24 protein-coding genes, 1 tRNA gene and 1 pseudogene are annotated in these 23,542 nt (G+C 71.0%); 12 read left to right on the top strand and 14 right to left on the bottom strand.

The window, feature by feature from the left end; genetic code table 11:
- The 4 genes and pseudogenes from ACRDTB_RS19875 to ACRDTB_RS19890 all read right to left on the bottom strand — a co-directional run.
- Positions 1-841: pseudogene (locus tag ACRDTB_RS19875) on the bottom strand (hypothetical protein); the annotation flags it as partial.
- 49 nt (positions 842-890) lie between these two features.
- On the bottom strand, positions 891-1,499 hold the full coding sequence (locus ACRDTB_RS19880; RefSeq protein WP_431432349.1) for a hypothetical protein: 609 nt from the start codon (positions 1,497-1,499) through the stop codon (positions 891-893).
- Positions 1,500-1,530: 31 nt separating this feature from the next.
- The gene (locus ACRDTB_RS19885) at positions 1,531-1,986 is read right to left on the bottom strand and encodes a RidA family protein (protein ID WP_431432351.1); all 456 of its coding nucleotides are present in this window, start codon (positions 1,984-1,986) and stop codon (positions 1,531-1,533) included.
- Complete coding sequence (locus ACRDTB_RS19890; RefSeq protein ID WP_331973580.1) at positions 1,987-2,145, bottom strand: hypothetical protein; 159 nt, start codon at positions 2,143-2,145, stop codon at positions 1,987-1,989.
- Between the two features lie 110 nt (positions 2,146-2,255).
- On the opposite strand from ACRDTB_RS19890, the gene ACRDTB_RS19895 reads away from it, so the two are divergent.
- Genes ACRDTB_RS19895 through ACRDTB_RS19905 form a run of 3 tightly spaced genes read left to right on the top strand, consistent with a single transcriptional unit; the run spans position 2,256 to position 4,673 of the window.
- Positions 2,256-2,507, top strand: a complete 252-nt coding sequence (locus ACRDTB_RS19895) for a hypothetical protein (protein ID WP_431432354.1) — start codon at positions 2,256-2,258, stop codon at positions 2,505-2,507.
- A 46-nt stretch (positions 2,508-2,553) separates the two neighbouring features.
- Positions 2,554-3,552, top strand: a complete 999-nt coding sequence (locus ACRDTB_RS19900; protein WP_431432356.1) for an ArsA-related P-loop ATPase — start codon at positions 2,554-2,556, stop codon at positions 3,550-3,552.
- Positions 3,549-4,673: an ArsA family ATPase gene (locus tag ACRDTB_RS19905; RefSeq protein WP_431432358.1), complete on the top strand. Its 1,125-nt coding sequence runs from the start codon at positions 3,549-3,551 to the stop codon at positions 4,671-4,673. The genes ACRDTB_RS19900 and ACRDTB_RS19905 overlap by 4 nt, the downstream gene beginning before the upstream one ends.
- An 18-nt stretch (positions 4,674-4,691) precedes the next feature.
- Here ACRDTB_RS19905 and ACRDTB_RS19910 read toward each other — a convergent pair whose 3' ends face one another.
- The gene (locus tag ACRDTB_RS19910) at positions 4,692-4,997 is read right to left on the bottom strand and encodes a WhiB family transcriptional regulator (RefSeq protein ID WP_431432360.1); all 306 of its coding nucleotides are present in this window, start codon (positions 4,995-4,997) and stop codon (positions 4,692-4,694) included.
- A gap of 234 nt (positions 4,998-5,231) precedes the next feature.
- On the opposite strand from ACRDTB_RS19910, the gene ACRDTB_RS19915 reads away from it, so the two are divergent.
- Positions 5,232-7,766, top strand: a complete 2,535-nt coding sequence (locus tag ACRDTB_RS19915; protein ID WP_431432362.1) for a penicillin-binding protein — start codon at positions 5,232-5,234, stop codon at positions 7,764-7,766.
- Positions 7,767-7,912: 146 nt separating this feature from the next.
- Here ACRDTB_RS19915 and ACRDTB_RS19920 read toward each other — a convergent pair whose 3' ends face one another.
- Positions 7,913-8,383 carry a GatB/YqeY domain-containing protein gene (locus ACRDTB_RS19920; protein ID WP_431432364.1) on the bottom strand — a complete coding sequence of 157 codons (471 nt, stop codon included), beginning with the start codon at positions 8,381-8,383 and terminating at the stop codon, positions 7,913-7,915.
- A 57-nt stretch (positions 8,384-8,440) separates the two neighbouring features.
- Here ACRDTB_RS19920 and ACRDTB_RS19925 point away from each other — a divergent pair, with 57 nt between their 5' ends.
- Positions 8,441-9,406 carry a metallophosphoesterase gene (locus tag ACRDTB_RS19925; RefSeq protein ID WP_431432366.1) on the top strand — a complete coding sequence of 322 codons (966 nt, stop codon included), beginning with the start codon at positions 8,441-8,443 and terminating at the stop codon, positions 9,404-9,406.
- 15 nt (positions 9,407-9,421) lie between these two features.
- Positions 9,422-9,498 (top strand) — tRNA-Pro (locus ACRDTB_RS19930).
- 317 nt (positions 9,499-9,815) lie between these two features.
- On the opposite strand, the gene ACRDTB_RS19935 is transcribed toward ACRDTB_RS19930, so the two are convergent.
- Together ACRDTB_RS19935 and ACRDTB_RS19940 are read right to left on the bottom strand one after the other, a co-directional pair.
- The gene (locus ACRDTB_RS19935) at positions 9,816-10,193 is read right to left on the bottom strand and encodes a nuclear transport factor 2 family protein (RefSeq protein ID WP_431432367.1); all 378 of its coding nucleotides are present in this window, start codon (positions 10,191-10,193) and stop codon (positions 9,816-9,818) included.
- Between the two features lie 3 nt (positions 10,194-10,196).
- Complete coding sequence (locus tag ACRDTB_RS19940) at positions 10,197-10,430, bottom strand: hypothetical protein (protein WP_431432369.1); 234 nt, start codon at positions 10,428-10,430, stop codon at positions 10,197-10,199.
- A gap of 334 nt (positions 10,431-10,764) precedes the next feature.
- Here ACRDTB_RS19940 and ACRDTB_RS19945 point away from each other — a divergent pair, with 334 nt between their 5' ends.
- Complete coding sequence (locus ACRDTB_RS19945) at positions 10,765-12,627, top strand: prolyl oligopeptidase family serine peptidase (protein WP_431432370.1); 1,863 nt, start codon at positions 10,765-10,767, stop codon at positions 12,625-12,627.
- Between the two features lie 114 nt (positions 12,628-12,741).
- Here the strand turns inward: ACRDTB_RS19945 and ACRDTB_RS19950 are convergent, their stop codons facing one another.
- Positions 12,742-13,224 carry a Dps family protein gene (locus tag ACRDTB_RS19950; RefSeq protein WP_431432372.1) on the bottom strand — a complete coding sequence of 161 codons (483 nt, stop codon included), beginning with the start codon at positions 13,222-13,224 and terminating at the stop codon, positions 12,742-12,744.
- A 52-nt stretch (positions 13,225-13,276) separates the two neighbouring features.
- Positions 13,277-13,834 carry an NADPH-dependent FMN reductase gene (locus tag ACRDTB_RS19955; protein WP_431432373.1) on the bottom strand — a complete coding sequence of 186 codons (558 nt, stop codon included), beginning with the start codon at positions 13,832-13,834 and terminating at the stop codon, positions 13,277-13,279.
- Positions 13,835-13,944: 110 nt separating this feature from the next.
- Between ACRDTB_RS19955 and ACRDTB_RS19960 the strand changes: the two genes are divergently transcribed.
- Positions 13,945-15,042: an alpha/beta hydrolase gene (locus ACRDTB_RS19960; RefSeq protein WP_431432375.1), complete on the top strand. Its 1,098-nt coding sequence runs from the start codon at positions 13,945-13,947 to the stop codon at positions 15,040-15,042.
- An 84-nt stretch (positions 15,043-15,126) separates the two neighbouring features.
- On the opposite strand, the gene ACRDTB_RS19965 is transcribed toward ACRDTB_RS19960, so the two are convergent.
- Both ACRDTB_RS19965 and ACRDTB_RS19970 read right to left on the bottom strand, forming a co-directional pair.
- Entirely contained in the window at positions 15,127-15,804 is a 678-nt protein-coding gene (locus ACRDTB_RS19965) for a hypothetical protein (RefSeq protein WP_431432377.1), read from the bottom strand.
- A gap of 368 nt (positions 15,805-16,172) precedes the next feature.
- Positions 16,173-16,646: a Fur family transcriptional regulator gene (locus ACRDTB_RS19970; RefSeq protein WP_431432379.1), complete on the bottom strand. Its 474-nt coding sequence runs from the start codon at positions 16,644-16,646 to the stop codon at positions 16,173-16,175.
- Positions 16,647-16,760: 114 nt separating this feature from the next.
- Between ACRDTB_RS19970 and ACRDTB_RS19975 the strand changes: the two genes are divergently transcribed.
- Both ACRDTB_RS19975 and ACRDTB_RS19980 read left to right on the top strand, forming a co-directional pair.
- A complete protein-coding gene (locus tag ACRDTB_RS19975) occupies positions 16,761-17,963 on the top strand; it encodes an MFS transporter (protein WP_431432381.1) in 1,203 nt (400 codons plus the stop codon).
- Positions 17,964-18,077: 114 nt separating this feature from the next.
- On the top strand, positions 18,078-18,986 hold the full coding sequence (locus ACRDTB_RS19980; protein ID WP_431432383.1) for a thermonuclease family protein: 909 nt from the start codon (positions 18,078-18,080) through the stop codon (positions 18,984-18,986).
- Here the strand turns inward: ACRDTB_RS19980 and ACRDTB_RS19985 are convergent.
- Both ACRDTB_RS19985 and ACRDTB_RS19990 read right to left on the bottom strand, forming a co-directional pair.
- Positions 18,983-20,056, bottom strand: coding sequence for an aspartate-semialdehyde dehydrogenase (locus ACRDTB_RS19985; RefSeq protein ID WP_431432385.1), 1,074 nt, complete (start codon positions 20,054-20,056; stop codon positions 18,983-18,985). The two genes, ACRDTB_RS19980 and ACRDTB_RS19985, sit on opposite strands and share 4 nt — an antisense overlap.
- Positions 20,056-21,321 carry an aspartate kinase gene (locus tag ACRDTB_RS19990; protein WP_431432386.1) on the bottom strand — a complete coding sequence of 422 codons (1,266 nt, stop codon included), beginning with the start codon at positions 21,319-21,321 and terminating at the stop codon, positions 20,056-20,058. The genes ACRDTB_RS19985 and ACRDTB_RS19990 overlap by 1 nt, the downstream gene beginning before the upstream one ends.
- A gap of 162 nt (positions 21,322-21,483) precedes the next feature.
- Between ACRDTB_RS19990 and ACRDTB_RS19995 the strand changes: the two genes are divergently transcribed.
- Positions 21,484-22,719, top strand: coding sequence for a mannosyltransferase family protein (locus tag ACRDTB_RS19995; RefSeq protein ID WP_431432388.1), 1,236 nt, complete (start codon positions 21,484-21,486; stop codon positions 22,717-22,719).
- Positions 22,719-23,318, top strand: coding sequence for a nitroreductase family protein (locus tag ACRDTB_RS20000; protein ID WP_431432389.1), 600 nt, complete (start codon positions 22,719-22,721; stop codon positions 23,316-23,318). Before ACRDTB_RS19995 ends, ACRDTB_RS20000 begins: the two co-directional genes overlap by 1 nt.
- Positions 23,319-23,542 lie beyond the last annotated feature (224 nt).

Here is a 23,542-nt window from a genome sequence, read left to right on the forward strand (position 1 = left end):
GGTCCGCCGGCAGCTCGATCGGCGGCGGCAGCGGGCGCTGCATGTCGTTCGACGCCTCCGCGGGCTCCGGCCGCGATGGTCCGGCGGGCACCGGCTCGGCGAACGGCCGTGGCTCGGCCGGCCGGCCATACCGCCGATCGCCGGCGGACGACCGCGGCGCCCGTACCGGCTCGACCGGGCTCATCCGCGGCCTGTCACCCGAGCCCGGCTCATCGAAAGGGACCTGTCGCGCGCAGCGCATCGCCTCCTGGTGGTAGTCGGTCGGCTGGTTGCCGTCCACCAGCACCTCGACCGACGCGTGGATGCCGGTACGGCGCAGCGCGTACTCCACGCGGTAGGCGGTCGCCGGGGGGAACCCGCCCGGACCGACGCCGACCAGCACGACCCGGTGCGGCACCGGCCCGGACACCGGCCCCGCCGGCGTCAGCCGCCACACGCACCACACCGACCGCACGTCCGGCAGCACGTCCAGCACGGGCCGCAATGCGTCCGCGACGCCCTGCTCCGGCTCCCGACCGTCGACCGCACCGACCGCGAACCGGTGCCGGGCCGCCGGCACCTTGTCGCGGACCACGACCCGGTCGATGACCGACGGGTCGAGGTAGGTGTCGGCGAACAGCGACTCGAGGTCACGGTGCTGCGCCTTGGTCAGCGCGACCCGGCCGGCCACCAGACAGCCCGCGATGAACTCCAGCGAGCGGTCCAGCTCGGCGGAGGCGAGCATCTGCCGCGCGTCGGCCAGTGCGTCGTCGTCCAGCCGGCCGGCCATGCCCAGCAGCAGATCATGAATTCGGATAGGTAACGCGACACCCGGCCGGTTCCCCCTCGAGACCTGGGTCAAGGTCGGCTCCTTCCGCTCGTCTGGTGTCGACGGGCAGCGAAGCGGCAGCTCAGCCCTGGTGCACGACCATGCCGGGCAGCAGCGGCTCGGATGCCGCGAGGGCCGCCTGGTGATAAGGCGGGAGGTCGATGCCCTCCGGCATGACCTCGACGCCCGGCTCGTGTGTGCCGAGCGCCCGCAGCACACGCTGCAGCTCCCCGGTCAATCGAGCGCAGCCGGCTGTAGCGGTGATCAGCACGATCCTGGTGGCCGGACCCAGGCCGGACCGGTGCCGTCGCCAACTTCCACGCACGTCGACCAACTCGGGCCGACCATGGAGGATCGCCCCGAGCACTACCGATTCGGAGTCCCCCGAGTTCACCCGTTCGGGCGACTCCGAAGTGAATGTGTAGTCGACTTCGTCGATTTGGTCCACCCAGGGCACGGCGTGCAGCCGGCCCGCGTCCGCGCCGGCGTCGAGCAATGCGGCGTTGAGCAGGAGAGATTCCCGCGCGGTGATCGCGACACGTTCTCGCAGGAGGGTGAGTGGCAGCGCCCTGGCGAGCGCGTCGAACGCGCCGCCGGCGAGCCAGTCGCGCAGCCGCCACAGCTGGCGGTCCGGCAGCCGGCCGGCTAGCCGGAGGAGCAACTCGTGGCAGGAGTCTTCGATCTCAGGCATTCGCGCCTCCCCGGTTGTCCGAGCACCTCGGTCAGGACACCTCGACGATCAGCTCGACCTCGACCGGCACGCCCAGCGGCAGCTCGGCGACCCCGATCGCGGACCGCGCGTGCATGCCGGCGTCCCCGAAGATCTCGCCGAGCAGCTCGGACGCGCCGTTGACCACCGCCGGCTGGCCGGTGAAGCCCTCGGCGGACGCGACGAAGCCGACGACCTTGACGACGCGGACGATCGCGTCCACGCCGACCAGGTCGTGCACGGCCGCGATCGCGTTCAGCGCGCAGGTCCGGGCGTGCCCCTTGGCCTCCTCGGGGCTGATCTCGCGGCCGACCTTGCCGGTGGCCGCGATCGCGCCGTCGACGAACGGCACCTGGCCGGCGGTGTAGACCAGGTTCCCGGTGCGCACGGCCGGCACGTAGGCACCGGCGGGCGCGGGCACGGCGGGCAGCTCGATGCCCAGCTCCGTCAGCTTGTCGCGCCAGCTCATCTACTCGCCCTTCGGTCGCTTGAGGTAGGCCACCATCTGCTCGCCGGTCGGTCCGGGCAGCACTGTCACGAGCTCCCAGCCGTCCTCGCCCCACTGGTCGAGGATCTGCTTCGTCGCGTGGATCAGCAGTGGCACGGTGGCGTACTCCCACTTCGTCATGAACGGGGACTGTAACCGGCCCTACGGTCGAGGCCATGTCCCAGGTGCCCACCGCGACCCCGGCGACCCGATCCCGCTAGGCGCCGGAACCGCTGGGTACGGTTGCCCGCGTGGAAGCCTGGCGAGTGTTCGCGACCGTCCTGCTGGCCGTGCCCGGGTTCGTGATCGTGTTGCTCACGATGGCCAAGACCCGTGATCGCCGGAACGCCACGAGTGGCCAGGTCGCGCTCGGCGGGGCGATCAGCTTCACCGTCCTCGTCGTGCTGTGCGTGCTGACGCTGACCGTCCTCGAGCCGACGGTCGCCTGGGTCCTCGTCGGCGGTGTCACGGTGGCCGTGACCGTGATGCTCCTCGCCAGTTGACAGCCTGGCTCCGCACGCGTTCCACCAGTCCACATACCCTGAGTTCGTGACCACTTCCGCATCCTGGCCCGCGCCGGTCGCCCGGGCACGCCTGCACGTGGTCACCGGCAAGGGCGGCACCGGCAAGACCACGATCGCCGCCGCGCTGGCGCTGGCGCTGGCCACGGGTGGACGGCGGGTCCTGCTCGTCGAGGTCGAGGGCCGGCAGGGCATCGCGCAGCTCTTCGACACCCAGCCGCTGCCCTACGCGGAGAAGCGGATCGCGGCCGCGCCCGGCGGCGGCGAGGTCCGCGCGCTGCACGTGGACGCGGAGGCCGCGCTGCTCGAGTACTTCTCGATGTTCTACAACCTGGGCTTCGCCGGCCGGACGCTGCGTCGGATGGGCGCCATCGAGTTCGCCACCACGCTGGCGCCGGGCCTGCGCGACGTGCTGCTGACCGGCAAGGTGAAGGAGACGGTCGGGCGCACCGACGAGCATGGCCGGCACGTGTACGACGCGGTCGTGCTCGACGCGCCGCCGACCGGCCGGATCGTGAGGTTCCTCGACGTCACCAAGGCGATGGCCGACCTCGCGAAGGTCGGCCCGATCAAGGGCCAGAGCGACGGCGTGGTGCGTCTGCTGCACTCCCAGGACACCGCCGTGCACCTGGTCACCCTGCTCGAGGAGATGCCGGTCCGGGAGACCATCGAGGCGATCGCCGAGCTGTCGGCCGCGGACCTGCGGCCGGGCGCGGTGATCGTCAACCGGGTCCGCCCGCCGCGGCTGCCGACCCGCTCGGTGACGCCCGCCGCGGACGGCCGCGTCGACGCCTCCCGCGTCCGCGCCGGCCTCACCAGCGCCGGCCTGGACCTTGCGCTCGAGGACATCGACGGCCTGGTCGAGGAGACCGTGGAGCACGCGATCCGGGTCCTCGCCGAGCAGAGCGCCCGCGAACAGCTCGCCGAGGTCGACATGCCGGCGATCGAGCTGCCGGACACCGGCGGCATCGACACGGCCGCGCTGTACGAGCTGGCCGAGGCTCTGGTCGAGCAGGGCGTGCGATGACCGGTCTCCTCGACGTCGACACCCTGATCGACAACCCGGACATCCACGTGATCGTGTGCTGCGGCTCAGGTGGCGTCGGCAAGACCACCACGGCGGCCGCGATCGCGCTGCGGGCGGCCGAGCGGGGCCGCAAGACGGTGGTGCTCACCATCGACCCGGCCCGCCGCCTCGCCCAGGCGCTCGGCCTGCGCGAGCTGGGCAACACGCCCAAGGATGTCGAGGTCGAGGGCTTCGAGCCGGCCGGCCAGCTCTCGGCGATGATGCTCGACATGCGCCGCACCTTCGACGACATGGTGCTCGCGCACGCCGGCGAGAAGCGGGCCCAGGAGGTGCTCGCGAACCCGTTCTACAAGACCATCTCCACCTCGTTCTCCGGCACGCAGGAGTACATGGCGATGGAGCGGCTGGGCCAGCTCGCCGGCGAGGGCCGCTGGGACCTGATCGTCGTGGACACCCCGCCGAGCCGCTCGGCGCTGGACTTCCTGGACGCGCCGCAGCGGATGTCCTCCGCGCTCGACGGCCGGATGATCCGGCTGCTCTCGGGTCCCGCCCGAACCGGCGGTTGGGGCGTGCGCAAGGTCCTGAGCGGCGGGATCATGCTGTTCGCGAAGGCCGTGTCGACGATCGTCGGCGGCCAGCTGCTGGCGGACGCGTCGGCGTTCGTGCAGGCGTTCGACAGCATGTTCGGCGGGTTCAAGCAGCGGGCCCGCCAGACCTACGAGCTGCTGCGCTCGGGCGGGACCGCGTTCCTCGTGGTCGCCACGCCCGAGCCGGACGCGCTGCGTGAGGCGAGCTATTTCGTGGAGCGGCTGGCCACGGAGAAGATGCCGCTGTCCGGACTGGTGATCAACCGGACCCATCCCGTGTTGACCAAGCTGCCCGCGGCCCGGGCCATCGCGGCGGCGGACAACCTCGAGCGCGCCGGCGAGGCGCCGCTGGCCACCGCGGTCCTGCGGTTGCACGCCGACCGGGTGGCGGTGCACGAGCGCGAGCGCCGCCTGCTGGCCCGGTTCACCAAGGCGCACCCCTCCGTGCCGGTGGTCGACGTCCCGGCCATGCCCGCCGACGTGCACGACCTGACCGGCCTGCGTGGCATCGGCGAGCGGCTGACCGGGGGCTGAACCCTGGATCAGCCCTGGTCAGCCGACCCGCACGTCCTCGTCCTCGTCGGAGTGGTTCCGCCGGGCCGCCCGCAGCAGGTCCAGCCAGGACGTCACGTCCGGCCTGCGACGCAGCAGCGCACGCCGCTCACGTTCCGTCATGCCACCCCAGACCCCGAACTCGATCCGGTTGTCCAGGGCCTCGGCCAGACATTCCGTACGCACCGGACACGCGATGCACACGAGCTTGGCCTTTCGCTGCTCCTTGCCGCGGACGAACAACCCGTCCGGATCCTCGTCGCGGCAAGAGGCGTTGACTCGCCAGTCCGCCTGTTCGATGTACATAACCCCCGCCTACCGTCGTCGCGACCTACTACTCCGGCCCCCCTGCTTGCCGAAGTGCCGATATCAGGAATACGTGTGAAACCCGCATCCCGTTCGGCTGGCGTCGTTGAGACGTTGACGGACTCTAGGCCCCGGCGGTTCCCATCGGTATGACGGGGTCCACAGCCGTTACAGAATGTCAATAACTCGGTCGGGTAACGCGAGCTTGATCCCACTCCCGCGTACCCTGGTCGAGTGCGAGTGGGAGACGGTCTGCTGAAGCTTCTGGGTCTGTGTCTGCTGGCCGGCGTTCTCGTGGCCGGCATGCTGTTCCCCGTGGTGGGAGCGCTGGGGGTGGCGTCCAACCGGGCGAGCGACACGATCGACAGCGTGTCGGCCGACCTGGTCGCGACCGACCCGCCGCTCATCTCCACGATCACCGACTCCGAGGGCCGGCCGATCGCCCACCTGTACGACCAGTACCGGGTGCCGGTCACGCCCGAGCAGATCTCGCCCACGATGAAGGCCGCGCTGATCTCGGTCGAGGACCGCCGGTTCTACGAGCACCACGGCGTGGACTGGAAGGGCACGATCCGAGCCCTCATCAGCAACCAGACCGGCGAGGACGTGCAGGGTGCGTCGACGCTCACCCAGCAGTACGTCAAGAACTACCTGATCAACGTCGTGTACCGGGACCAGGTGGGCGCCGACGAGGCCGACCCGGGCAAGAAGATCGAGCGCGAGCGGGCCCAGGAGCAGACCGTCACCCGCAAGCTGCGCGAGGCCCGGCTGGCCATCCAGCTCGAGCAGTCGAAGAGCAAGGAGGAGATCCTCGCCGGGTACCTCAACGTCGTCGAGTTCACCGACCGGGTGTTCGGCGTCGGCGCGGCGGCACGCGCGTACTTCCGGACCACGCCCGACAAGCTGACCGTGTCCCAGTCCGCGCTGCTCGCCGGCATGGTCAACAACCCGAGCCTGTACAACCCGTGGCGCCGGCCGAAGGAGACGCTGGACCGGCGCAACTTCGTGATCGACAAGATGGTCGAGACGAAGAGCCTGTCGCCGGAGAACGCGGCGGAGGCGAAGAAGGAGCCGCTCGGCATCCTGCCCCAGCCGAAGAAGCCCGCCTCGAACTGCGTGGGCGCCGGCCCGGAGTACGGCTTCTTCTGCCAGTACGTCGAGGACTACCTGAAGAAGATCGGGTTCACCCAGGACCAGCTCTACACGGGTGGCTACACGATCAAGACGACGTTCGACGCGTCCGCCACCCGCATCGCGAAGCGGGCCGCGGAGCGGCAGGTCCCGAAGGACACGTACGGGATCAACAACTCGATGGCGATGATCCGGCCCGGCAAGGAACGCCACGAGGTCACCGCGCTGGTCTCCAACCGCGACTACGGCCTGAACACCAAGGCCGGGCAGACCCAGCTCGGCTACCCGTACGGCGTGATGAACAAGTTCGGCGCCGGCTCGATCTTCAAGATCTTCACGGCGGCCGCCTTCCTGGAGAAGGGCGGCGGCATCAACAACGTCATCCAGACGCCGCACCAGTACACGTCACGGGTGTTCCGGGGTGGCGCCGAGAGCTGCCCGTCCACCGGCGAGCCCAACACCCACTGGTACTGCCTGTCCAACTTCGGCGAGGGCTCGAACTACCCGTCGCAGATGACCCTGCAGACCGCGCTCGCGACCTCGCCGAACACCGGCTTCGTGATCCTCGAGGAGCGGGTCGGCATGGGCAAGGTCGTCGACATGGCGAGCCGGCTCGGCCTGCGCGAGACCATGGCCACGAACATGTACGGCCAGAAGCCGAACCCCAAGTCGGACGACCCGAACGCCAACCAGACCCAGAAGCAGTTCTTCGGGCCCAAGGGCAACAGCCCGGGCAACGCGTCGTTCACGCTGAGCCCCGCGCCGCTGTCCACGCTCGAACTGGCCAACGTCGGCGCCACGCTGATGAGCGGCGGCGTGTGGTGCCCGCCGACGCCGCTGCTGGAGGTCCTCGACCGCAACGGCAAGAAGGTCAACTACAGCGAGCAGCCGTGCGAGCAGGCGGTGGCCGAGGGACTGGCGGACTCGCTGGTCGTGGGCATGTCGAAGGACGACACGGCGGGCACCGCCGCCAACGCGGCCCAGCAGGCCAACTGGACCCGGCCGATGTTGGGCAAGACCGGCACCACCCAGCAGAGCAAGTCGGCCGGCTTCGTCGGGGCCACCCCGCAGCTGGCCGGCGCGGTGCTCGTGTTCAACGACGGCCGGTCCCCCGAGGGCATCTGCGACAACACCCCCGGCCAGCCGTACCTGTGCGGCGAGGACGGCAACATCTTCGGCGGCAAGGCACCCGCCCGGACCTGGTTCGACGCGATGACCCAGATCCTGAAGGGCGAACCGGTCAGGGGCCTGCCGCGGCCCGACCCGCGGTATGTCGACGGGGGCAAGCAGAGCCAGGTGCCCGACGTGGTCGGCTACAGCGAGCAGGAAGCGCGCGACCGGTTGCAGCGGGCCGGCTACCGGATCGTCGCCGAGGAGATCAACTCCTCGTCGACGAAGGGCACCGTGGTGAGCCAGTCGCCACGCGGCAGCGCGCTGCCGGGCGAGCTCATCACGATCCATGTGAGCACGGGCTATGTGCCGCCGCCGCAGACGTCCGACCCGCCGCCGTCCGAGCCGCCACCCAGCAGCGGTGGCCCGGGTCCCGGCGGTGGCGGAGACGGCGGTGGCGGCCCTGGCCCTGGCGGTGGCGGTGGCAGACCGCCGAACGGCGGCACGACGCCGGGCGGCCCCGGCTAGGTCCACGACGAGTGGGCGGCGTTCCTCGCAGCGCCGCCCACTGTCTTGCGCGGCCCAGCGGCGTCCGCGTACGTGGTTCGAGTGGCGCGGGGCCGGGACACCCAACGAGAACCGGAAAGAGAACCGGAAACCCGGTGAGCCGGTGGTCAGGTCTGGAGCTTGGCGCGTACCGAGGCGGCCACCCGCGCACCCTCGGCGCGACCGGCGATCTTCGCGTTCGCGGCCTTCATGACCTGGCCCATCTGCCGCTGTCCGGGTGCGGCGCCGAGCTGCTCGGTGACCTCCGCGACGGCCTCGGCGACCAGCTTCTCCAGCTCGTCGTCGGCCAGCTGCGTCGGCAGATACTCCCTCAGCACGGCGGCCTCGTCCCGCTCCGCCCGCGCGCGCTCGGCCCGGCCCGCCCCGGCGAACGCCTCGGCGGCCTCCTTGCGCTTCTTGACCTCGCGGACGAGCACCTTCTGGACCTCGGCGTCGGACAGCTCGCGGGCCACCTCGCCGGCGACCTCCTCGGTGGTCACCGCGGACAGCGCCATGCGCAGCGCGGCCATCCGGGTCGACTCGCGGGCCTTGATCGCCGCCCCGAGATCGGCCTGCAACCGTGCCTTGAGCTCAGCCATGGCTCGAACCCTACTGGCCGGTGCCGGTCACCGGACGCACGCATCTAGGCTCGGGGCGTGGGCTCACTGGCGCGAAACCTCGGACGGGCGGCACTCGGCGCCACGGCGGTCGGCACCGCCTCTGTGGCGTACGCGGCGGGTGTCGAGCGGACGCTCTGGAAGCTGCGGGAGGCGACCCTGCCGGTCCTGGCCGAGGGCGCCCGGTCGCTGCGCGTGCTGCACATCTCCGACGTGCACATGACGCCCAACCAGCGGTCCAAGCAGCGCTGGGTGGCCGACCTCGCCGACCTCAAGCCGGACCTCGTCGTCAACACCGGGGACAACCTCGCGCACAAGCTGGCCGTACCCGCGGTGCTCCGCGGTCTCGGCCCCCTGCTCGAGCGCCCCGGCGTGTTCGTCTTCGGCAGCAACGACTACTACGCGCCACGGCTGAAGAACCCCGCCCGGTATCTGGTCAGGTCCAAGCGCCGGGTGCACGGCATCCCGCTGCCCTGGCGCGACCTGCGGGCGGCGCTCGTCGAACGCGGCTGGCACGACCTGACGCACGTGCGCCGGCTGCTCAGCATCGAAGGCCAGACCATCGCCGTCGCCGGCGTCGACGACCCGCACCTGCACCGCGACCGGTACTCCGACATCGCCGGCCGACCCGACCGGTCGGCCAGCCTGCGCCTGGGCATCACGCACTCACCCGAACCGCGAGTCCTGGACGCCTTCGCCGGCGACGGCTACGACCTGGTCATGGCGGGCCACACCCACGGCGGCCAGCTGCGGCTGCCCGGCTACGGCGCGATCGTCACCAACTGCGAGCTGGACCGCTCCCGGGCGCGCGGCGCCTCCCGGTGGGGCGCCCACATGTGGCTGCACGTGTCCGCCGGCCTCGGTACGTCGCCCTACGCCCCGGTCCGGTTCGCCTGCCCACCCGAGGCGAGCCTGCTGACCCTCGTGCCCCGACCGACCGGTACCAACACCCCCGACAACGCCAAACGCGGCGCCCGCTTCGGGGCCGGCGCCGACGTCGGCTAGACTCTCCGCGTACCACGGGGTGTGGCGCAGCTTGGTAGCGCGCTTCGTTCGGGACGAAGAAGTCGCAGGTTCAAATCCTGTCACCCCGACCAATTTGGGGGACGTGTGTCCGCTGGGGAGCGCGGACCGTTAATTGGTCGTCCTTCGTATCTGGGGGGCGACCCCCCAGACCCCCACGTTGCGAGCTTCTCTCGACCCAGCGCTGGTTGCTTTGGTCATTGACCAGCATCCGTGCCCTGGTTGCCTTTTGTTGTTGACCAGCATCCGCGCCTCTGGTTGCCTTTTGTTGTTGACCGGCATCCGCGCCTCTGGTTGCTTTGGTCATTGACCGGCAATCGTGTTGGTTGCTTGGGTTGTCGACCAGCGTCCGTTCTTTGGCTTGTCCACTGTGGAATCTGCTGCGGGCGCCTTATTCGTAGATGCCTAGTTGGATTCTGTTGTGGACGGTGTCTTGGTACACACGCCATTCCGTCAGGCGGTCGGCCATGACCGTTGCCGTCCAGATGGCTGGGCCCGTCACCTCTGGGTGGTTGGGGCAGTCGGAGAAACCCGTGATCGTGACCATGTTGCCGAACTCGTGGAACTGGTCGAACGTGTTGCGGTAACCGGGAAAGGCTCTGAAGAAACCGCTCCACGCCGCGATACAGGCGGGTTTGCCGGACACCATTCTGCCCATCGTGTCGATGAGCCGGTGATCCTCCGACATCAGCGATGCCAGAGCGCGCAGATCGGCCGAGTTGATGTGCGAGTTGAACTCCGTGACGGCGGCAGCAGGGGTCAGCGTCATGGGTCAGTCCAACTCGCCGTCTCTGCGGCAACGGGCAGCGGCCAGCACCCTCCGCGACACCTCGTAACCCTCCGCACGCCCCCTGGCGCCGTACTCCGCCTCGTTCGTGCCGATCGTCGAGCATTCACGCAGTTTCGGGTACACGTACCTCTCCTCCGCATCGGCTTGCGCGACCAGCACCGCCAGGTCGATCGCGGCGTCCGAAACCGGCCGGTGAACGTCGACGCCACGGTGCATACGACAGTTTTACCGGCCGACGGCCGATTCGGCTGCCCCCGCGGCAAACACGAGGTCCAAAAGCGACCGGGTTCCGGGCCCCGCGGCGGGTCCGCGGTGGTCGACGGGTACCGCTCCGGTCCGCCGCCGGCACCGACAGTCCTGGTCGGGCGCCGCTCCGGCCCACCGGAGCCGGCGGTGCGGCCGCTTGGTCGTCGACACCTCGTCGAGGCCGGCCGTGGCGGCCCGGGATACCAGTTCGCAACCCTATTGTTCGCGCGCATTCCTTGACAGGCTTCGGAAAGCCGATTCCGTCACGTGCGCAGCCGCACCTTCGCGATACAAACGGGCCGTGATGAGGCAGGATCGGGGGGTGAGCACCCACCCCATGGCCGAGGTCCCCGACGCGCTCTTTCCCGACGCCGACTCGGAAGCCCGCTGGCGTGACCGGTTCACCGCCGCCCGTGTCTCGCTCCCCCGGTGGGCGCACGACGCGCCGGACCGCAACCTGTACCTGTCGAACTCGAGCGGGGTCTGGGAGGTCTACGCCTGGGACCGGGCGACCGGCACCCGGCGGCAGGCCACCGACCGGCCCAACGGCACGTCCTACGCCGCGATCGGGCCGGACGGCGAGCACATCTGGTGGTTCGCCGACTCCGACGGCGACGAGTTCGGCACCTGGGTCCGCGAGCCCTTCGCCGGCCGCCCGGCCGACGAGGAACCCACCGCCGCCGTGCCCGGCAGCGCGCCCGGCTATCCGGCCGGCATCGAGATCGGTCGCACGGTGAGCGCGGTCGGCGTGTCGAACGACGACGGCACCTCGGTGTTCGTCGCGCGTGCCGGCGCCCCGGCCGAGGTGGTCTACCACGACGAGCACGACGGCGGGGTCGCCGCGCTCTCCCGGGACGAGACGCTGCTCGCGATCGGGCACTCCGAGCACGGCGACAACCGGCACCCGGCGCTGCGCGTGTTGTCGCTGGCCGACGGCCGGGCGGTGGCGGAGAAGTGGGACGGCAAGGGCAAGGGGCTCGACGCGATCGGGTTCAGCCCGGTCGAAGGGGACCAGCGGCTGCTGGTGCTGCACGAGCGGCGCGGGCGGGAGGAGCTGCTGATCTGGGACATCGCCACGGACACCGAGACCGAGATCGCGCTCGACCTGCCTGGTGAGGTCACCGCCGACTGGTACCCGGACGGCTCGGCGGTCGTCGTCATGCACACCCACGAGGCGCGGAACACGTTGCACCGCTACCACATCGCGTCCCGCTTACTGACCACATTGGACACTCCGAACGGGACGATCGCCGCCGCCGCCGTGCGTCCGGACGGCACGGTCGAGTACGCGTGGTCGAACGCCGCCCGGCCGCCGGTGGTGCGGGCCCAGTACCGGGACGGGACCGAGCGGGTGCTGCTCGAGCCACCAGGACACCGGGCGCCGCCGTCGGTCGAGCTGACCGACGTGTTCGTGCCGCTCGCCGGGGTCGGCCAGGTGCACGCGCTGTACGCGCGGCCGGCCGACGCACCGGACGGGCCGCTGCCGACGGTGTTCACGTTGCACGGCGGCCCGCACTCGGCGGACGAGGACCGGTTCTCGGCGTACCGGGCGGTGTGGCTGGACGCGGGATTCGCGGTGGTGCACGTCAACTACCGCGGTTCGACGGGCTACGGCTCGGCCTGGCGCGACGCGATCGAGGGCCGCCCGGGCCTCACGGAACTGGCCGACGTGGCGGCCGTGCACACGTGGGCGGTGGAGAAGGGCCTGGCCGACCCGGCGCGGTGTGTGGTCAACGGGGCGTCGTGGGGCGGGTACCTCGCACTGCTGGCGCTGGGCACGCAGCCGTCGCTGTGGGCGGCGGGGGTCGCCGGCGTGCCGGTGGCGGACTACCTCGCGGCATACGCGGACGAGATGGAGCCGCTCCGCGCGTTCGACCGGGCGCTGTTCGGCGGTTCCCCGGACGACGTGCCCGACCGGTACGTCGAGTGCTCCCCGATCACCTACGTCGACCAGGTGAGCGCTCCGGTCCTGGTGGTGGCGGGCGAGAACGACCCGCGCTGCCCGATCCGCCAGATCGACAACTACCTGGACCGGCTGACCGCGCGGAACGCCGCGTACGAGGTGTATCGCTACGACGCGGGCCACGGATCGCTGGTGGTGGCGGAAACGATCAAGCAGACGGCCATCGAGGTCCACTTCGCCCGCCGCGCCCTTGGCCTGACCTAACCACGCCGGTGGCGAGCGGCTCCGAGTGGGCGAGGAAACCCGCGAGCCCCGGGCAGTGGACTCGCGGGTTCAGTGACCGGGACTCGCTGTCGGGTCGCGAGGTCCCGGCGGGTCTCAGGACTTCGCGAGCTGGGCCTGCCACATCCAGTGCTGCTTCTCCAGCTCGCGCGTGACCTCGATCAGCAGGTCCTGGGTGACCACGTCCGACTTGTCGGTCTCGTCGATGCGCCGGCGCAGGCGCTTGATCAGCTCGCCCAGGATCTCCACGATCTTGGCGACCGTGGTCTGCACCGACTGCCAGTTGTCCGGGTACTCCGGAATGCCCGAACTCTCCTGAACCGTCTTCGCCTTGCCGTTCGGGGAGACGCCGATCGCGTTGGCTCGTTCGGCGACGTCGTCGACGAACCGCCGAGCCGCCGTCACCAGCTCGTCGAGCTGGAGGTGCGCACTGCGGAAGTTCGGCCCGACGACGTTCCAGTGCGCCTGCTTCCCGATGAGCGACAGATCGACCAGGTCGACCAGCGTCGCCTGCAGGACCGCACCGGTCGACTCGCGCTCGACATCGCCGAGAGGACTCGTGATGGGTGACTTGCTCATGACAACCTCCGTCCGCCCACCTCAACGAACGGCGTACCCGCATCAGTCCCGCTCACACCCTGGCTGTGGCGAACTCCACGACCTGTAGCCCGATCGTGCGCAAAGTGGTCGTGACCTTCGCGTCCGTGCATCCGCCGTCCGTGCCGAACTCGACCTGCGCGGAGTTCACCGCGGCACCGAGCGGGGTGGGCCAGCCGCGCAGCGCGTGCACCATCGACCGCAGCGAGGTCAGTGTGGTGACGGCCGCCTGCCAGCCGCGGGCCGTCGCCACGCAGCCGACCGCGCGGCCGTCCAGGTACGGGCGGACGTCGCCACGCAGGTCCTCGATGTAGTCGAGGGCGTTCTTGACCAGGCCGGACACCGTGCCGTGGTACCCGGGCGAGACGAGCACGACCCCGTCGGCCACCCGCAGCTCGTCCACCAGCCGAATGGCGAGCGGCGAGCGGTCGGTCTCGCCCGGGTCGTAGAACGGCAACACCAGGTCGGCGCCGGACACCAGCGTGGTCTTCGCGCCGGCCTGTGCCGCGCCGTCGAGCGCGATGCGCAACGCCCGCTCGGACTGCGAGTCGGCGCGCAGTGACCCTCCGATGCCCACCACGTTGACCGTCACGACTCCGATCATTCCCCATCGGGTGACACGTTGGGGAACGCCGTTACCGGTGCAGACGAATCGCGACATCGCTGTATAGCCTTCTGTCGGCAAGAGCTGGGAGGCCATCGATGTCAACGCTGCTGAGCAGGATTCCGCCGTCCGTACAAGGTGCTGCGCTGCACGCGGTGTTCGCCCTCCCGCAGCCGGCCCGGCGGGTGCTCGCCGGCCCGCCGATCCGCAAGGACGGCCTCGAGCTCCACCCGGACGCGCAGCTGCTGCTCCGCATGATCGCGCTCAGCGACATGAGGCTGAGCGGGTCGACGCCCGCGGCCGCGCGCGCCCGGCTGGAGGTCGGCCGCACGATGCTGGGCGATCCGATCGTGCCGGGGGTGCGCACCCGCAACCTGAACCTGCCGGTCGCGGACGGGACCATGCCGGCCCGGTTGTACGAACCGGCGAACACCCCGCCCGGCTCCCCGTTGCTGGTCTACTTCCACGGCGGTGGCTGGGTCATCGGCAGCCTCGACTCGCACGACGGCGTCTGCCGCTACCTGGCGAGGCAGGCCAACCTGCGCGTGTTGTCCGTCGGGTACCGGCTCGCCCCGGAGCACCCGTTCCCGGTCGCCGCCGACGACGCGTTCGCCGCGTACGGGTACGCGGTCGAGCATGCCGAGGCGCTCGGCGCGGACCCGGCGGCCGTCGCGGTCGGCGGGGACAGCGCGGGCGGCAACCTCGCGGCGGCCGTCTGCCTCGACGCGGTGCGCAACGGCGGCCCACGCCCGGTCTTCCAGCTGCTGTTCTACCCGGCCACCGACCCGTCGGTGCGCCGCCGGTCGCGGGACCTGTTCGGCGAGGGGTTCTTCCTCACCGACGACGACATGACCTGGTTCATCGACCACTACTGCCCGCGGGTCGAGCGCCGCGGCGACCCGCGGCTCGCCGTGCTGCTCGCCGACGACCTGCGTGGTGTCCCGCCGACCTACCTCGCGACCGCCGGCTTCGACCCGCTGCGCGACGAGGGCAACGCGTTCGCCGACCGGCTGCGCGAGGCCGGCGTGCCCGTCGTCAAGCGCCAGCACGACGACCTCATTCACGGTTTCACGAGTTTCATCAGCCTCGGCTCGCGATTTCGCGAGGCGGTCTCGGAGGCGGCCGGCGCCCTGCGCACCGGCCTCGCGCTGCGTTCCCGCGCGAATGTCGTCGACATTTTCCGGCCGACCGCCTAAATGATCGGAAATGCCGCACAGGGTCGCGGTAATCCACCCCCCTCGAAGGGATTACCGCGACCCTGTGGGAATTGCCCGCCGCTGTCAGGGAACGTCCGGCGCGGGCACCTCCGGAGCCGGCACGTCCGGAGCCGGGACATCCGGCGCGGGCACGTCGGGAGCCGGCACGTCAGGCGCGGGCACGTCAGGCGCCGGCACGTCCGGAGCCGGGACATCCGGCGCAGGCACGTCAGGCGCCGGCACGTCAGGCGCCGGCACGTCAGGCACGGGGACGTCCGGAACCGGGACATCCGGAACCGGGACGTCCGGCGTCGGGACGTCAGGCGTCGGGACGCCCGGCAGCGGGGGCAGCGGCAACGGCACGTCAGGCACCGGCAACGGCACCGGGAGACCGCCCAGCAGGTTCGTGACCAGGTCCAACAGGGTCGTGAGCAGCGAGCTCACCAGCCCGGCGACCGGCGCGAGGATCGACAGGCCGGGCAGGTCCCGCTCGAGCTGGGCCGCCTGCGTGTCGGCCCGGTCGGTCAGTGCCACCGCGGCCCGCTCGACGGGCGCCTTCGACACCACACGCAGGACCGGGCGCAGGTCCTCGACCGCCGCGCGGACCGCGGCGACCTCGTCCTGGTCCGCCGCTCCCGCGAGGTAGGCGTGCAGTTGGCGAAGGTATTCGGCCGTGGCGTGCGTGTCCGTCTGGCCGCCGACCGCGGCGATCTCGGCGTCGAGCCGGTCGACCGTGGCAGCGTTCGCGATACCGGCGCCCATCGTGGAAACAACGGCCGCGGAGGCCAACGCGACGACAAAACGAATTAGCCTTGGATTCATTTCGCGGACTTCTCCTTCGGATGTAAGGCTTCCTCCATAAGGCATCGTCACCGCACCTGACCGAATGCGCCATGCAACGCGAGCGTCGATTCGGACCAACGATTAGCAATGCGTGCATGAATTTCGCGGCGAGGCGCTCCGTGTGCGTACTGGGACGGGTGATGCGCGCGACGAGCGGTTACAACGCTCTCGGTGACGAGGGAAAACGGTTCGGCACCAGTGACACGACCGAGTCGCAGAAGAACTCGGATGGCGGATTTACGCACGCCGTCCCGTGTGCCTGCTTGACCGGCAGCGGGCCCGGCGGGTCAGCCTTCGGGCGTTGCTCCACCGTCAAAAGTGCCCCCGACCTTGGCGGCGCAGTCGGGGCAGAAGCCCCAGAACACCACTTCCGCGCCGTCGACGGCGAAGCCCGCCGACTCGGACGGGTCCAGGCACGGCGCGACACCGGTGGCGTAGTCGACGTCCTCGGTCCGCCCGCACAGCCGGCAGACGAGATGGTGGTGGTTGTCGCTGGTGCGGGTCTCGAAGCGGGCGGGATGGCCCGCCGGCTCGATGCGCCGCAGCAGCCCGTTCTGCGTGCAGGCGTGCAGCACGTCGTAGATGGCCTGGGTGGACACCGAGCCGAGGCGCTCGCGCACGCCGTCGGCCACCTGGTCCGCCGTGGCGTGCGGGTGTCCGGCGAGCCAGTCGAGCGTCGCGACGCGGGGTGCGGTGACCCGCAGCCCCACCTCCCGCAGCCGCTCGGCGGGCGCCGCCCCGCCCGATGTCCGCTCGTTCATCGTGCCCCTACACCGGCACCCTGTCTGGAACGGATCAAGAAGCGTGCCGGTGATTGTCAGTGGTCACTCGTAGATTGCCTGTCGTCCGCAGTCCACGAGAGGTCACCTCCAATTATGCAGCTCTACCGACAGACGCTCGCGCTGCCCGGGGTCCGCACCCTGATGGTGCTGATCTTCTTCGCCCGGGTGCCCGCGACCGCCGGCGGCATGGTGCTCACGTTGCAGGTCGCGGTCGGGCTGGAGCACGGTTACGGCGCGGCCGGCACGGCGGGGGCCGTGGTCACCGTCGGCATGGCCCTCGGTGCGTCGGTCATGGGCCGGCTGATCGACCGGTTCGGCTTACGCCTGGTCCTGGTGATCACGATGGTCGGCGAGGCGCTGTTCTGGGGCTTCGGCTCGCAGCTGTCGTACGGGGCGCTGCTGGTGGCCGGGGCGCTGGGCGGGTTCCTGGAGCTGCCGGCGATGTCGATCGGCCGGCAGGCGATCGCCGCCCTGGTGCCGACGGAGCTGCGGCGCACGGCGTACTCGATGGACTCGGTGTCCACCGAGCTGTCGTTCATGGTCGGGCCGGCGATCGCGGTGCTGATCGCGACGCAGTTCTCGACGGTCACCGCGATGTACGCGATGGCGGTGGCCATCGTGGCGGTCGGCTCGGCGCTGCTCGTGGTGAACCCGGCCGTGCGCAGTGCGGAGGAGCGCGCGACGGACACCGGGGAGCGGGTCCCTCGGCGGACGTGGCTTCGCCCGCGGATGGTGGCGGTGCTGGTGATCGCGGCGGGCGCGGTGTTCATCCTCGCGGGCACCGAGGTGGCGATCGTGGCGGAGCTGCGCTCGACCGACCAGCTCGCGTACACCGGTCTCGTGGTCGCCGTGTGGTCCGCGGTGTCCGCGACGGGCGGCATCGTGTATGGGGCGCTGTCGCGCGCGCCGGGCCAGGTGACGCTGATGGCGCTGCTGGGCCTGCTGACGATCCCGATCGGCCTCGCGTCGGGCTCGTGGTGGCTGCTGGCGCTGGCCCTGGTCCCCGCGTCCGCCCTGTGCGCCCCGACGATCGCCGCCACGGGCGAGGAGGTGAGCCGCCTGGCCCCGGCCGGGGCCCGCGGCGAGGCGACCGGCATGCAGTCGTCCGCGTTCACCCTGGGTGCGGCGGCGGGCGCGCCGCTCGTGGGATTCGTGGTGGACCACTCGTCGCCGGCGTGGGGCTTCGCGGTGGCCGGCGTCGGCGGGGTGGCGGTGGCGGCCGCGGCCGCGCTGCTGATCGCCCGCCAACGCCGCACGGCCCGGCTCGCGGTGCCCGTCCCGCAACGCGTCCCGTAACGCTCCCGGACAGGTTGTCCACAGGCGCCATTCACACCATCCACAGGCCGACCCGTCATGGTTCGGGGCCGCGGCGCGACGTTTCGGGCAGGGGCTCGAGGAACGGATGGGGACATGATCGACGCCGTTGAGATCTTCTGGACACCGGCCGGCGTGACGATGTCGTCGAACGAGACGCGCGCGCTCGTCGACATCACCGACGGGGACACGCCCAACATCCGGATGCCGGTTCGCATGCTGTCGGTGGACACACCCGAGGTGACCGCGCGCAGCGACACCCGCGCGGCCGTCATCGACCAGGAGTTCGCGCAGCTCGCCGTATGGATCGAGGCCGGCCGGGCGCCGATCTCGCCGGCGCTCGGCGAGTTCTTGGCGCCCAAGCTGGCCACCGAACGCGCCGGAACGTTGCAGTTCCGGCAGGGCAAGGACGCCTCCGCGTTCGCGAAGCAGAACGCGCTGGCGCGGCTGACCCGCCCCAACGGGACCACGCGCAGCCTGTTCATCCGGATGGACAAGAGCAACCCGTTCGACGACCACGGGCGGCTGCTCGCCTACGTCGCGCCGAACTACTCCGCGGCCGAGCGCAGGAACCTGACCAACATGGAGCGCTCCACCTTCAACCTCGACATGGTCCGCGAGGGGTGGGCGGCGCCGTTCGTGATCTACCCGGCCGTGCCGGGCGAATTCGACCTGCCGCTGCTGCTCGAGGACGCGGAGGCCGCGCGGTCGAAGTCGCTCGGCATCTGGGCCGATCCGAACACGCTGCTCGCCTACGAGTACCGCTCGCTGGAACGGCTCTTCCAGATCACGAAGAAGATCGTCGACGGCAAGGACCTGAGCGCGGCCGAGCGGTTCGCCTGGCGCGAGCGCTACTGCGTGGACATGCGCAGCCGCGTGCTGCACGGACCCGAGGACTACGCCGGCATCCCGCCGGCCTACCGCCTGTGGCTGTGGCCCCGAGACGTGCAGGAGGCGGTGGGCCGGCTCAACCTCGTGCCGGACCGGAGCCTCGTGGGCGCCTAGAGACCGGCGGCCAGTGCCTCGGCGATCTCGTAGGTGTTCAGCGCGGCGCCCTTGCGCAGGTTGTCCCCGCACACGAAGAAGTCCAGCGTGTTCGGGAAGTCCAGCGCCTGGCGGATCCGGCCCACGTAGGTCGGGTCGTCGCCCACCACGTCGGCCGGGGTCGGGAAGACACCAGCGGCCGGGTCGTCGAGCAGGACCACCGACGGCGACGCCGTGAAGAGCTCGTGCGCCTGCGCCACCGTGACCGGGGACGCGAACGTCGCGTGGACCGCCAGCGAGTGCGTGGTCACCACCGGGACACGGACGCAGGTCGCGGACACCCGCAGGTCCGGGATGCCCAGGATCTTCCGCGACTCGTTGCGGACCTTCAGCTCCTCGGAGAACCAGCCGTCACCCTTGTACGAACCGGCCGACGGCACGACGTTCAGCGCCAGCGGAGCCGGGAACGGAGAGTCCGCAATGGACAGTCCGGCCGCCTCGACCGCCTCCCGCACGTCGCCGGCCCGCACGCCCACGCCCTTGCCGGCCACCGCGGCCAGCTCGGCACCCAGCCGGTCCACGCCGGCCACGCCGGCCCCGGACACGGCCTGGTACGACGCCACCACCAGCTCGCGCAGGCCGAACCGGTGGTGCAGTGCCCCGAGCGAGGCCATCATCGACAGCGTCGTGCAGTTGGGGTTCGAGATGATCCCCCGCGGCCGCGACGAGATCATGTCCAGGTTGACCTCGGGCACCACCAGCGGCACGTCATCGTCCATGCGGAACGCGCCCGAGTTGTCCACCACCACCGCCCCGCGCGCGGCCGCGACCGGCGCCCACTCCGCCGACACCTCGTCCGGCACGTCGAACATCGCCACGTCGACGCCGTCGAACACCTCGGGCGCGAGCGCCCGCACGGTCACCGCCGAGTCCCGCACCGTCAGCTGCCGCCCGGCCGAGCGCGGCGAGGCGATCAGCCGCACCTCGCCCCACGGCCACGTCGACCGCGTGGCGAAGATGTCGAGCATCACCGAGCCGACCGCGCCGGTCGCCCCGACGAGAGCCAGGGTCGGTGCCGATGTCCCGGCCATCAGCGACCACTCCCCGCGTACACGGTCGCCACCTCGTCGCCGCCGAGGTCGAAGGCCTCGTGGATCGCGCGCACCGCCTCGTCCAGGTCGGTGTCGCGGATCAGCACCGAGATCCGGATCTCCGAGGTGTTGATGATCTCGATGTTCACGCCGGCCTTCGCGATCGCCTCGCAGAACGTCGCGGTCACGCCGGGGTGCGAGCGCATGCCGGCACCCACGAGCGAGACCTTGCCGACATGGTCGTCGTAGAGCACGGCCTCGAACCCGAGCTCGGCCTTGATCTTCTCCAGCGCCGCCACCGCCGTCGGGCCGTTGTCCTTCGACAGCGTGAACGTGATGTCCGTGCGGCCGGACGCCGTGCTGGACACGTTCTGCAGCACCATGTCGATGTCGATCTCGGCGTCGGCCACCACCCGGAAGATGCGGGCCGCGACGCCTGCCTGGTCGGGCACGCCGGTCACGGTCACCTTGGCCTCGGAGCGGTCGTGCGCGACGCCGGTGATCATCGCCTGTTCCACGGGAATGTCCTCCACTGAGCCGGACACGATCGTGCCCGGCTTGTTGGTGTACGACGAGCGAACATGGATCGGGACGCCGTAACGCCGGGCGTACTCGACGCAGCGCAGCATCAGGACCTTCGCCCCGGACGCCGCCATCTCGAGCATCTCCTCGTACGGCACCCGGTCGAGACGTCTGGCATTGGTCACGATCCGCGGGTCCGCGGTGTAGACGCCGTCCACGTCCGTGTAGATCTCGCACACGTCCGCGGTCAGCGCGGCGGCCAGCGCGACCGCGGTGGTGTCCGAGCCGCCGCGGCCGAGGGTCGTGATGTCCTTGGTGTCCTGGCTGACGCCCTGGAAGCCGGCGACGAGGCAGATGAAGCCGTCGTCGAGCGAGGCCTGCACGCGGCTCGGCGTCACGTCCATGATCCGCGCCTTGCCGTGCATCGAGTCGGTGATCACGCCCGCCTGCGAGCCGGTGAACGACACGGCCTCCGCGCCGAGCGCGCTGATCGCCATGGCCACGAGCGAGTTCGAGATCCGCTCGCCCGCCGTGAGCAGCATGTCCATCTCGCGCTCCGGCGGCACCGGGTTCACCCGCTGAGCCAGGTCGAGCAACTCGTCGGTGGTGTCCCCCATCGCGGAGCACACCACCACCACGTCGTTGCCGGCCTTGCGGGTCTTGACTATCCGCTCGGCCACCCGCTTGATCCGGTCCGCGTTCTCCAGCGACGAACCGCCGTACTTCTGGACCACGAGCGCCACTTGTCCGAAACCTCCTCAGCCGACCAAGGCGAGCCTAACGGAGAGGGCGAATCCGTTCGGTTCCGCGTGTGGCCGCCGCCACGTGCACCGATGCTCGTCCTAGGCTGTAGCGGCGGGGCAGATGGACAGCAGCTGGGCAGAGGTAGGACGGGGGAGGAACGGGTGTCCGCGACGGAGGTGACCCACGCCGGCTCCGCGGAGGAGTCGCCCGCGAAGCCGGCGAACGAGCCGACGAGCGAGCTGGACGTGTCCTCGCGATGGACGGTCCGGCGGGTCGGCACGCTGCTCGCGCCCGCGCTGATCTTCCTCGGCATCCGCGAGTTCGGCCTGCTCGTGCTCACCTGGATGGCGGCGGTGACGGACCGGTCGGTGACCGAGGCACTGCGCTCGTGGGACGGCCAGTGGTTCCTGGCGATCGCCGAGGGGGGCTACGAGGGGGTGCCGCAGGGACTCGTGGACGCGTTCGGCCAGCGCAGCGCCGAGACGCCGCTCGCGTTCTTCCCCGGCTACCCGACCATCGTGCGGCTGTTCGCCGGCGTGGACGGCGCCGGCGGGATCGGGTTGGTCAGCGCGTCCTTCACGGTGACGATCGTGTCCGGTGTCGTCTGCTCGTACGCGCTGGCGCGCATGGGCCAGCACATCCGCGGCGGCTCGCGGCGGACCGGCCTGATCCTGGTGGCGCTGTTCGCCGCGACGCCGATGTCGATCGTGCTGTCGATGGCCTACTCCGAGGCGATGTTCTGCGCGCTGGCCGCGTGGTCGCTGGTCGGCGTGCTGGAGCGGCGGTGGATCCTCGCCGGTGTCTGCTGTGCGCTCGCCGGGCTGGTGCGCTCGACGGGCGCGGCACTGGTCCTGGCCATCGGGCTCGCGGTGATCGTGGCGATCGTGCGGCGGCGGGACGGCTGGCGGCCGTGGGTCGGCGGGATGATCGCGCCGGTCGGGCTGCTCGGCTACCTGGGCTGGGTCGCCGCCCGGACCGGGGAGTGGGACGGCTGGTTCGCGTTGCAGGAACGCGGCTGGGGCACGGGATTCGACGGTGGTGTGGCCACCGTGCGGTTCAGCCTGGAGGCACTGGCCGACGCGCGGTCGGTGCTGGAGGTGACGACGGTCGGGCTGATCGTCGTCGCGCTCGTGCTTCTGGTGGTCGGGTTCGTGCGCAAGGTGGAGTGGCCGCTGATGGTGTACGCGGCCACCGTGCTGGCGATGGACCTGTGCGCGAACGGTCTGATGAACTCCAAGGCGCGGCTGATGCTGCCGGCGTTTACGCTGCTCATCCCGGTCGCGCTGGCGCTGGCCAAACGCAAGCCGTCCACGACGCTGCTCACGTTGTGCGCGCTGGTCGTGGCCGGCTCCTGGTTCGGGGCCTACTCGATCACGTCGTGGGGTTACGCGATCTGATGACTCGTGATCTCTCGAAGGACGCCCACACCAGCGTTCCCGTGCATCCGCTCATCGCCGCGCGCTGGAGTCCGCGGGCGCTGGACCCGAACGGCCAGGTCAGCGACGTGGCGCTGCGCGCGATGCTGGAGGCGGCCCGGTGGGCGCCGTCGAGCGGCAACACCCAGCCGGCCCGGTACCTGATCGGCCGGCGCGGCGACGAGACGTACGCGCGGATCTTCGAGCTGCTCTCGCGGCGGAACAAGGGCTGGGCGTGGTCGGCGGCGGTGCTGATGATGTGCTGCATGGTCACGACGAACGAGAAGGGCCGGCTGCCGGTACCGGAGTACGGGACCGGCCTGGCGTCGGAGAACCTCGTGCTGCAGGCGGTCGCCGAGGGCGTGGTCGCCCACCAGCTGGGCGGGTTCGACCGCGAGGGCGCGAAGCTCGAGTTCTCGCTGCCCGCGGACGTGGAGCCGCTGACCGTCATCGCCGTGGGCACGCTCGGCGCGCCGGACCTGCTCGACGACGAGCGCCGGGAGAAGGAGCTCGCGCCGCGCCGCCGCATCCCGCTGTCGGAGCTGGCCTTCACCGGCGAGTGGGGAAACCCCGCCTTCTAGGGGGCGCGTCTAGGTGCCGTACACGGGGGTCGTGCCGGGGGCGTCGGCGAGGAGCGCGGCCACGGCTTAGCCGACGTCGGCCGGGTCGCGGCGGGTGGTGGGACCCCGGGGTGTGGCCGTTGACGATCGTCAGGCGGTCGCCCTCCACTTCGAACACGCGGCCCGTCACGTGGGCCGACTCGGCGCTGCCCAGCCAGACGACCAGGGACGCCACGTCATCGGGA

The sequence above is a fragment of the Actinophytocola sp. genome (genome assembly GCF_050699935.1).
Lineage (GTDB): Bacteria > Actinomycetota > Actinomycetes > Mycobacteriales > Pseudonocardiaceae > Actinophytocola.

Excerpts from the sequence above, each read along its gene's own strand:
- ACRDTB_RS19880 (WP_431432349.1), bottom strand. The coding sequence starts at position 1,499 with ATGCCTGAGATCGAAGACTCCTGCCACGAGTTGCTCCTCCGGCTAGCC.
- ACRDTB_RS19905 (WP_431432358.1), top strand. The coding sequence starts at position 3,549 with ATGACCGGTCTCCTCGACGTCGACACCCTGATCGACAACCCGGACATC.
- ACRDTB_RS19960 (WP_431432375.1), top strand. The coding sequence starts at position 13,945 with ATGTCAACGCTGCTGAGCAGGATTCCGCCGTCCGTACAAGGTGCTGCG.
- ACRDTB_RS19945 (WP_431432370.1), top strand. The coding sequence starts at position 10,765 with ATGAGGCAGGATCGGGGGGTGAGCACCCACCCCATGGCCGAGGTCCCC.
- ACRDTB_RS19970 (WP_431432379.1), bottom strand. The coding sequence starts at position 16,646 with ATGAACGAGCGGACATCGGGCGGGGCGGCGCCCGCCGAGCGGCTGCGG.
- ACRDTB_RS19910 (WP_431432360.1), bottom strand. The coding sequence starts at position 4,997 with ATGTACATCGAACAGGCGGACTGGCGAGTCAACGCCTCTTGCCGCGAC.
- ACRDTB_RS19885 (WP_431432351.1), bottom strand. The coding sequence starts at position 1,986 with ATGAGCTGGCGCGACAAGCTGACGGAGCTGGGCATCGAGCTGCCCGCC.
- ACRDTB_RS19985 (WP_431432385.1), bottom strand. The coding sequence starts at position 20,056 with ATGGCCGGGACATCGGCACCGACCCTGGCTCTCGTCGGGGCGACCGGC.
- ACRDTB_RS19975 (WP_431432381.1), top strand. The coding sequence starts at position 16,761 with ATGCAGCTCTACCGACAGACGCTCGCGCTGCCCGGGGTCCGCACCCTG.
- ACRDTB_RS19965 (WP_431432377.1), bottom strand. The coding sequence starts at position 15,804 with ATGGGCGCCGGTATCGCGAACGCTGCCACGGTCGACCGGCTCGACGCC.
- ACRDTB_RS19935 (WP_431432367.1), bottom strand. The coding sequence starts at position 10,193 with ATGACGCTGACCCCTGCTGCCGCCGTCACGGAGTTCAACTCGCACATC.
- ACRDTB_RS20000 (WP_431432389.1), top strand. The coding sequence starts at position 22,719 with ATGACTCGTGATCTCTCGAAGGACGCCCACACCAGCGTTCCCGTGCAT.
- ACRDTB_RS19920 (WP_431432364.1), bottom strand. The coding sequence starts at position 8,383 with ATGGCTGAGCTCAAGGCACGGTTGCAGGCCGATCTCGGGGCGGCGATC.
- ACRDTB_RS19940 (WP_431432369.1), bottom strand. The coding sequence starts at position 10,430 with ATGCACCGTGGCGTCGACGTTCACCGGCCGGTTTCGGACGCCGCGATC.
- ACRDTB_RS19950 (WP_431432372.1), bottom strand. The coding sequence starts at position 13,224 with ATGAGCAAGTCACCCATCACGAGTCCTCTCGGCGATGTCGAGCGCGAG.
- ACRDTB_RS19890 (WP_331973580.1), bottom strand. The coding sequence starts at position 2,145 with ATGACGAAGTGGGAGTACGCCACCGTGCCACTGCTGATCCACGCGACG.
- ACRDTB_RS19980 (WP_431432383.1), top strand. The coding sequence starts at position 18,078 with ATGATCGACGCCGTTGAGATCTTCTGGACACCGGCCGGCGTGACGATG.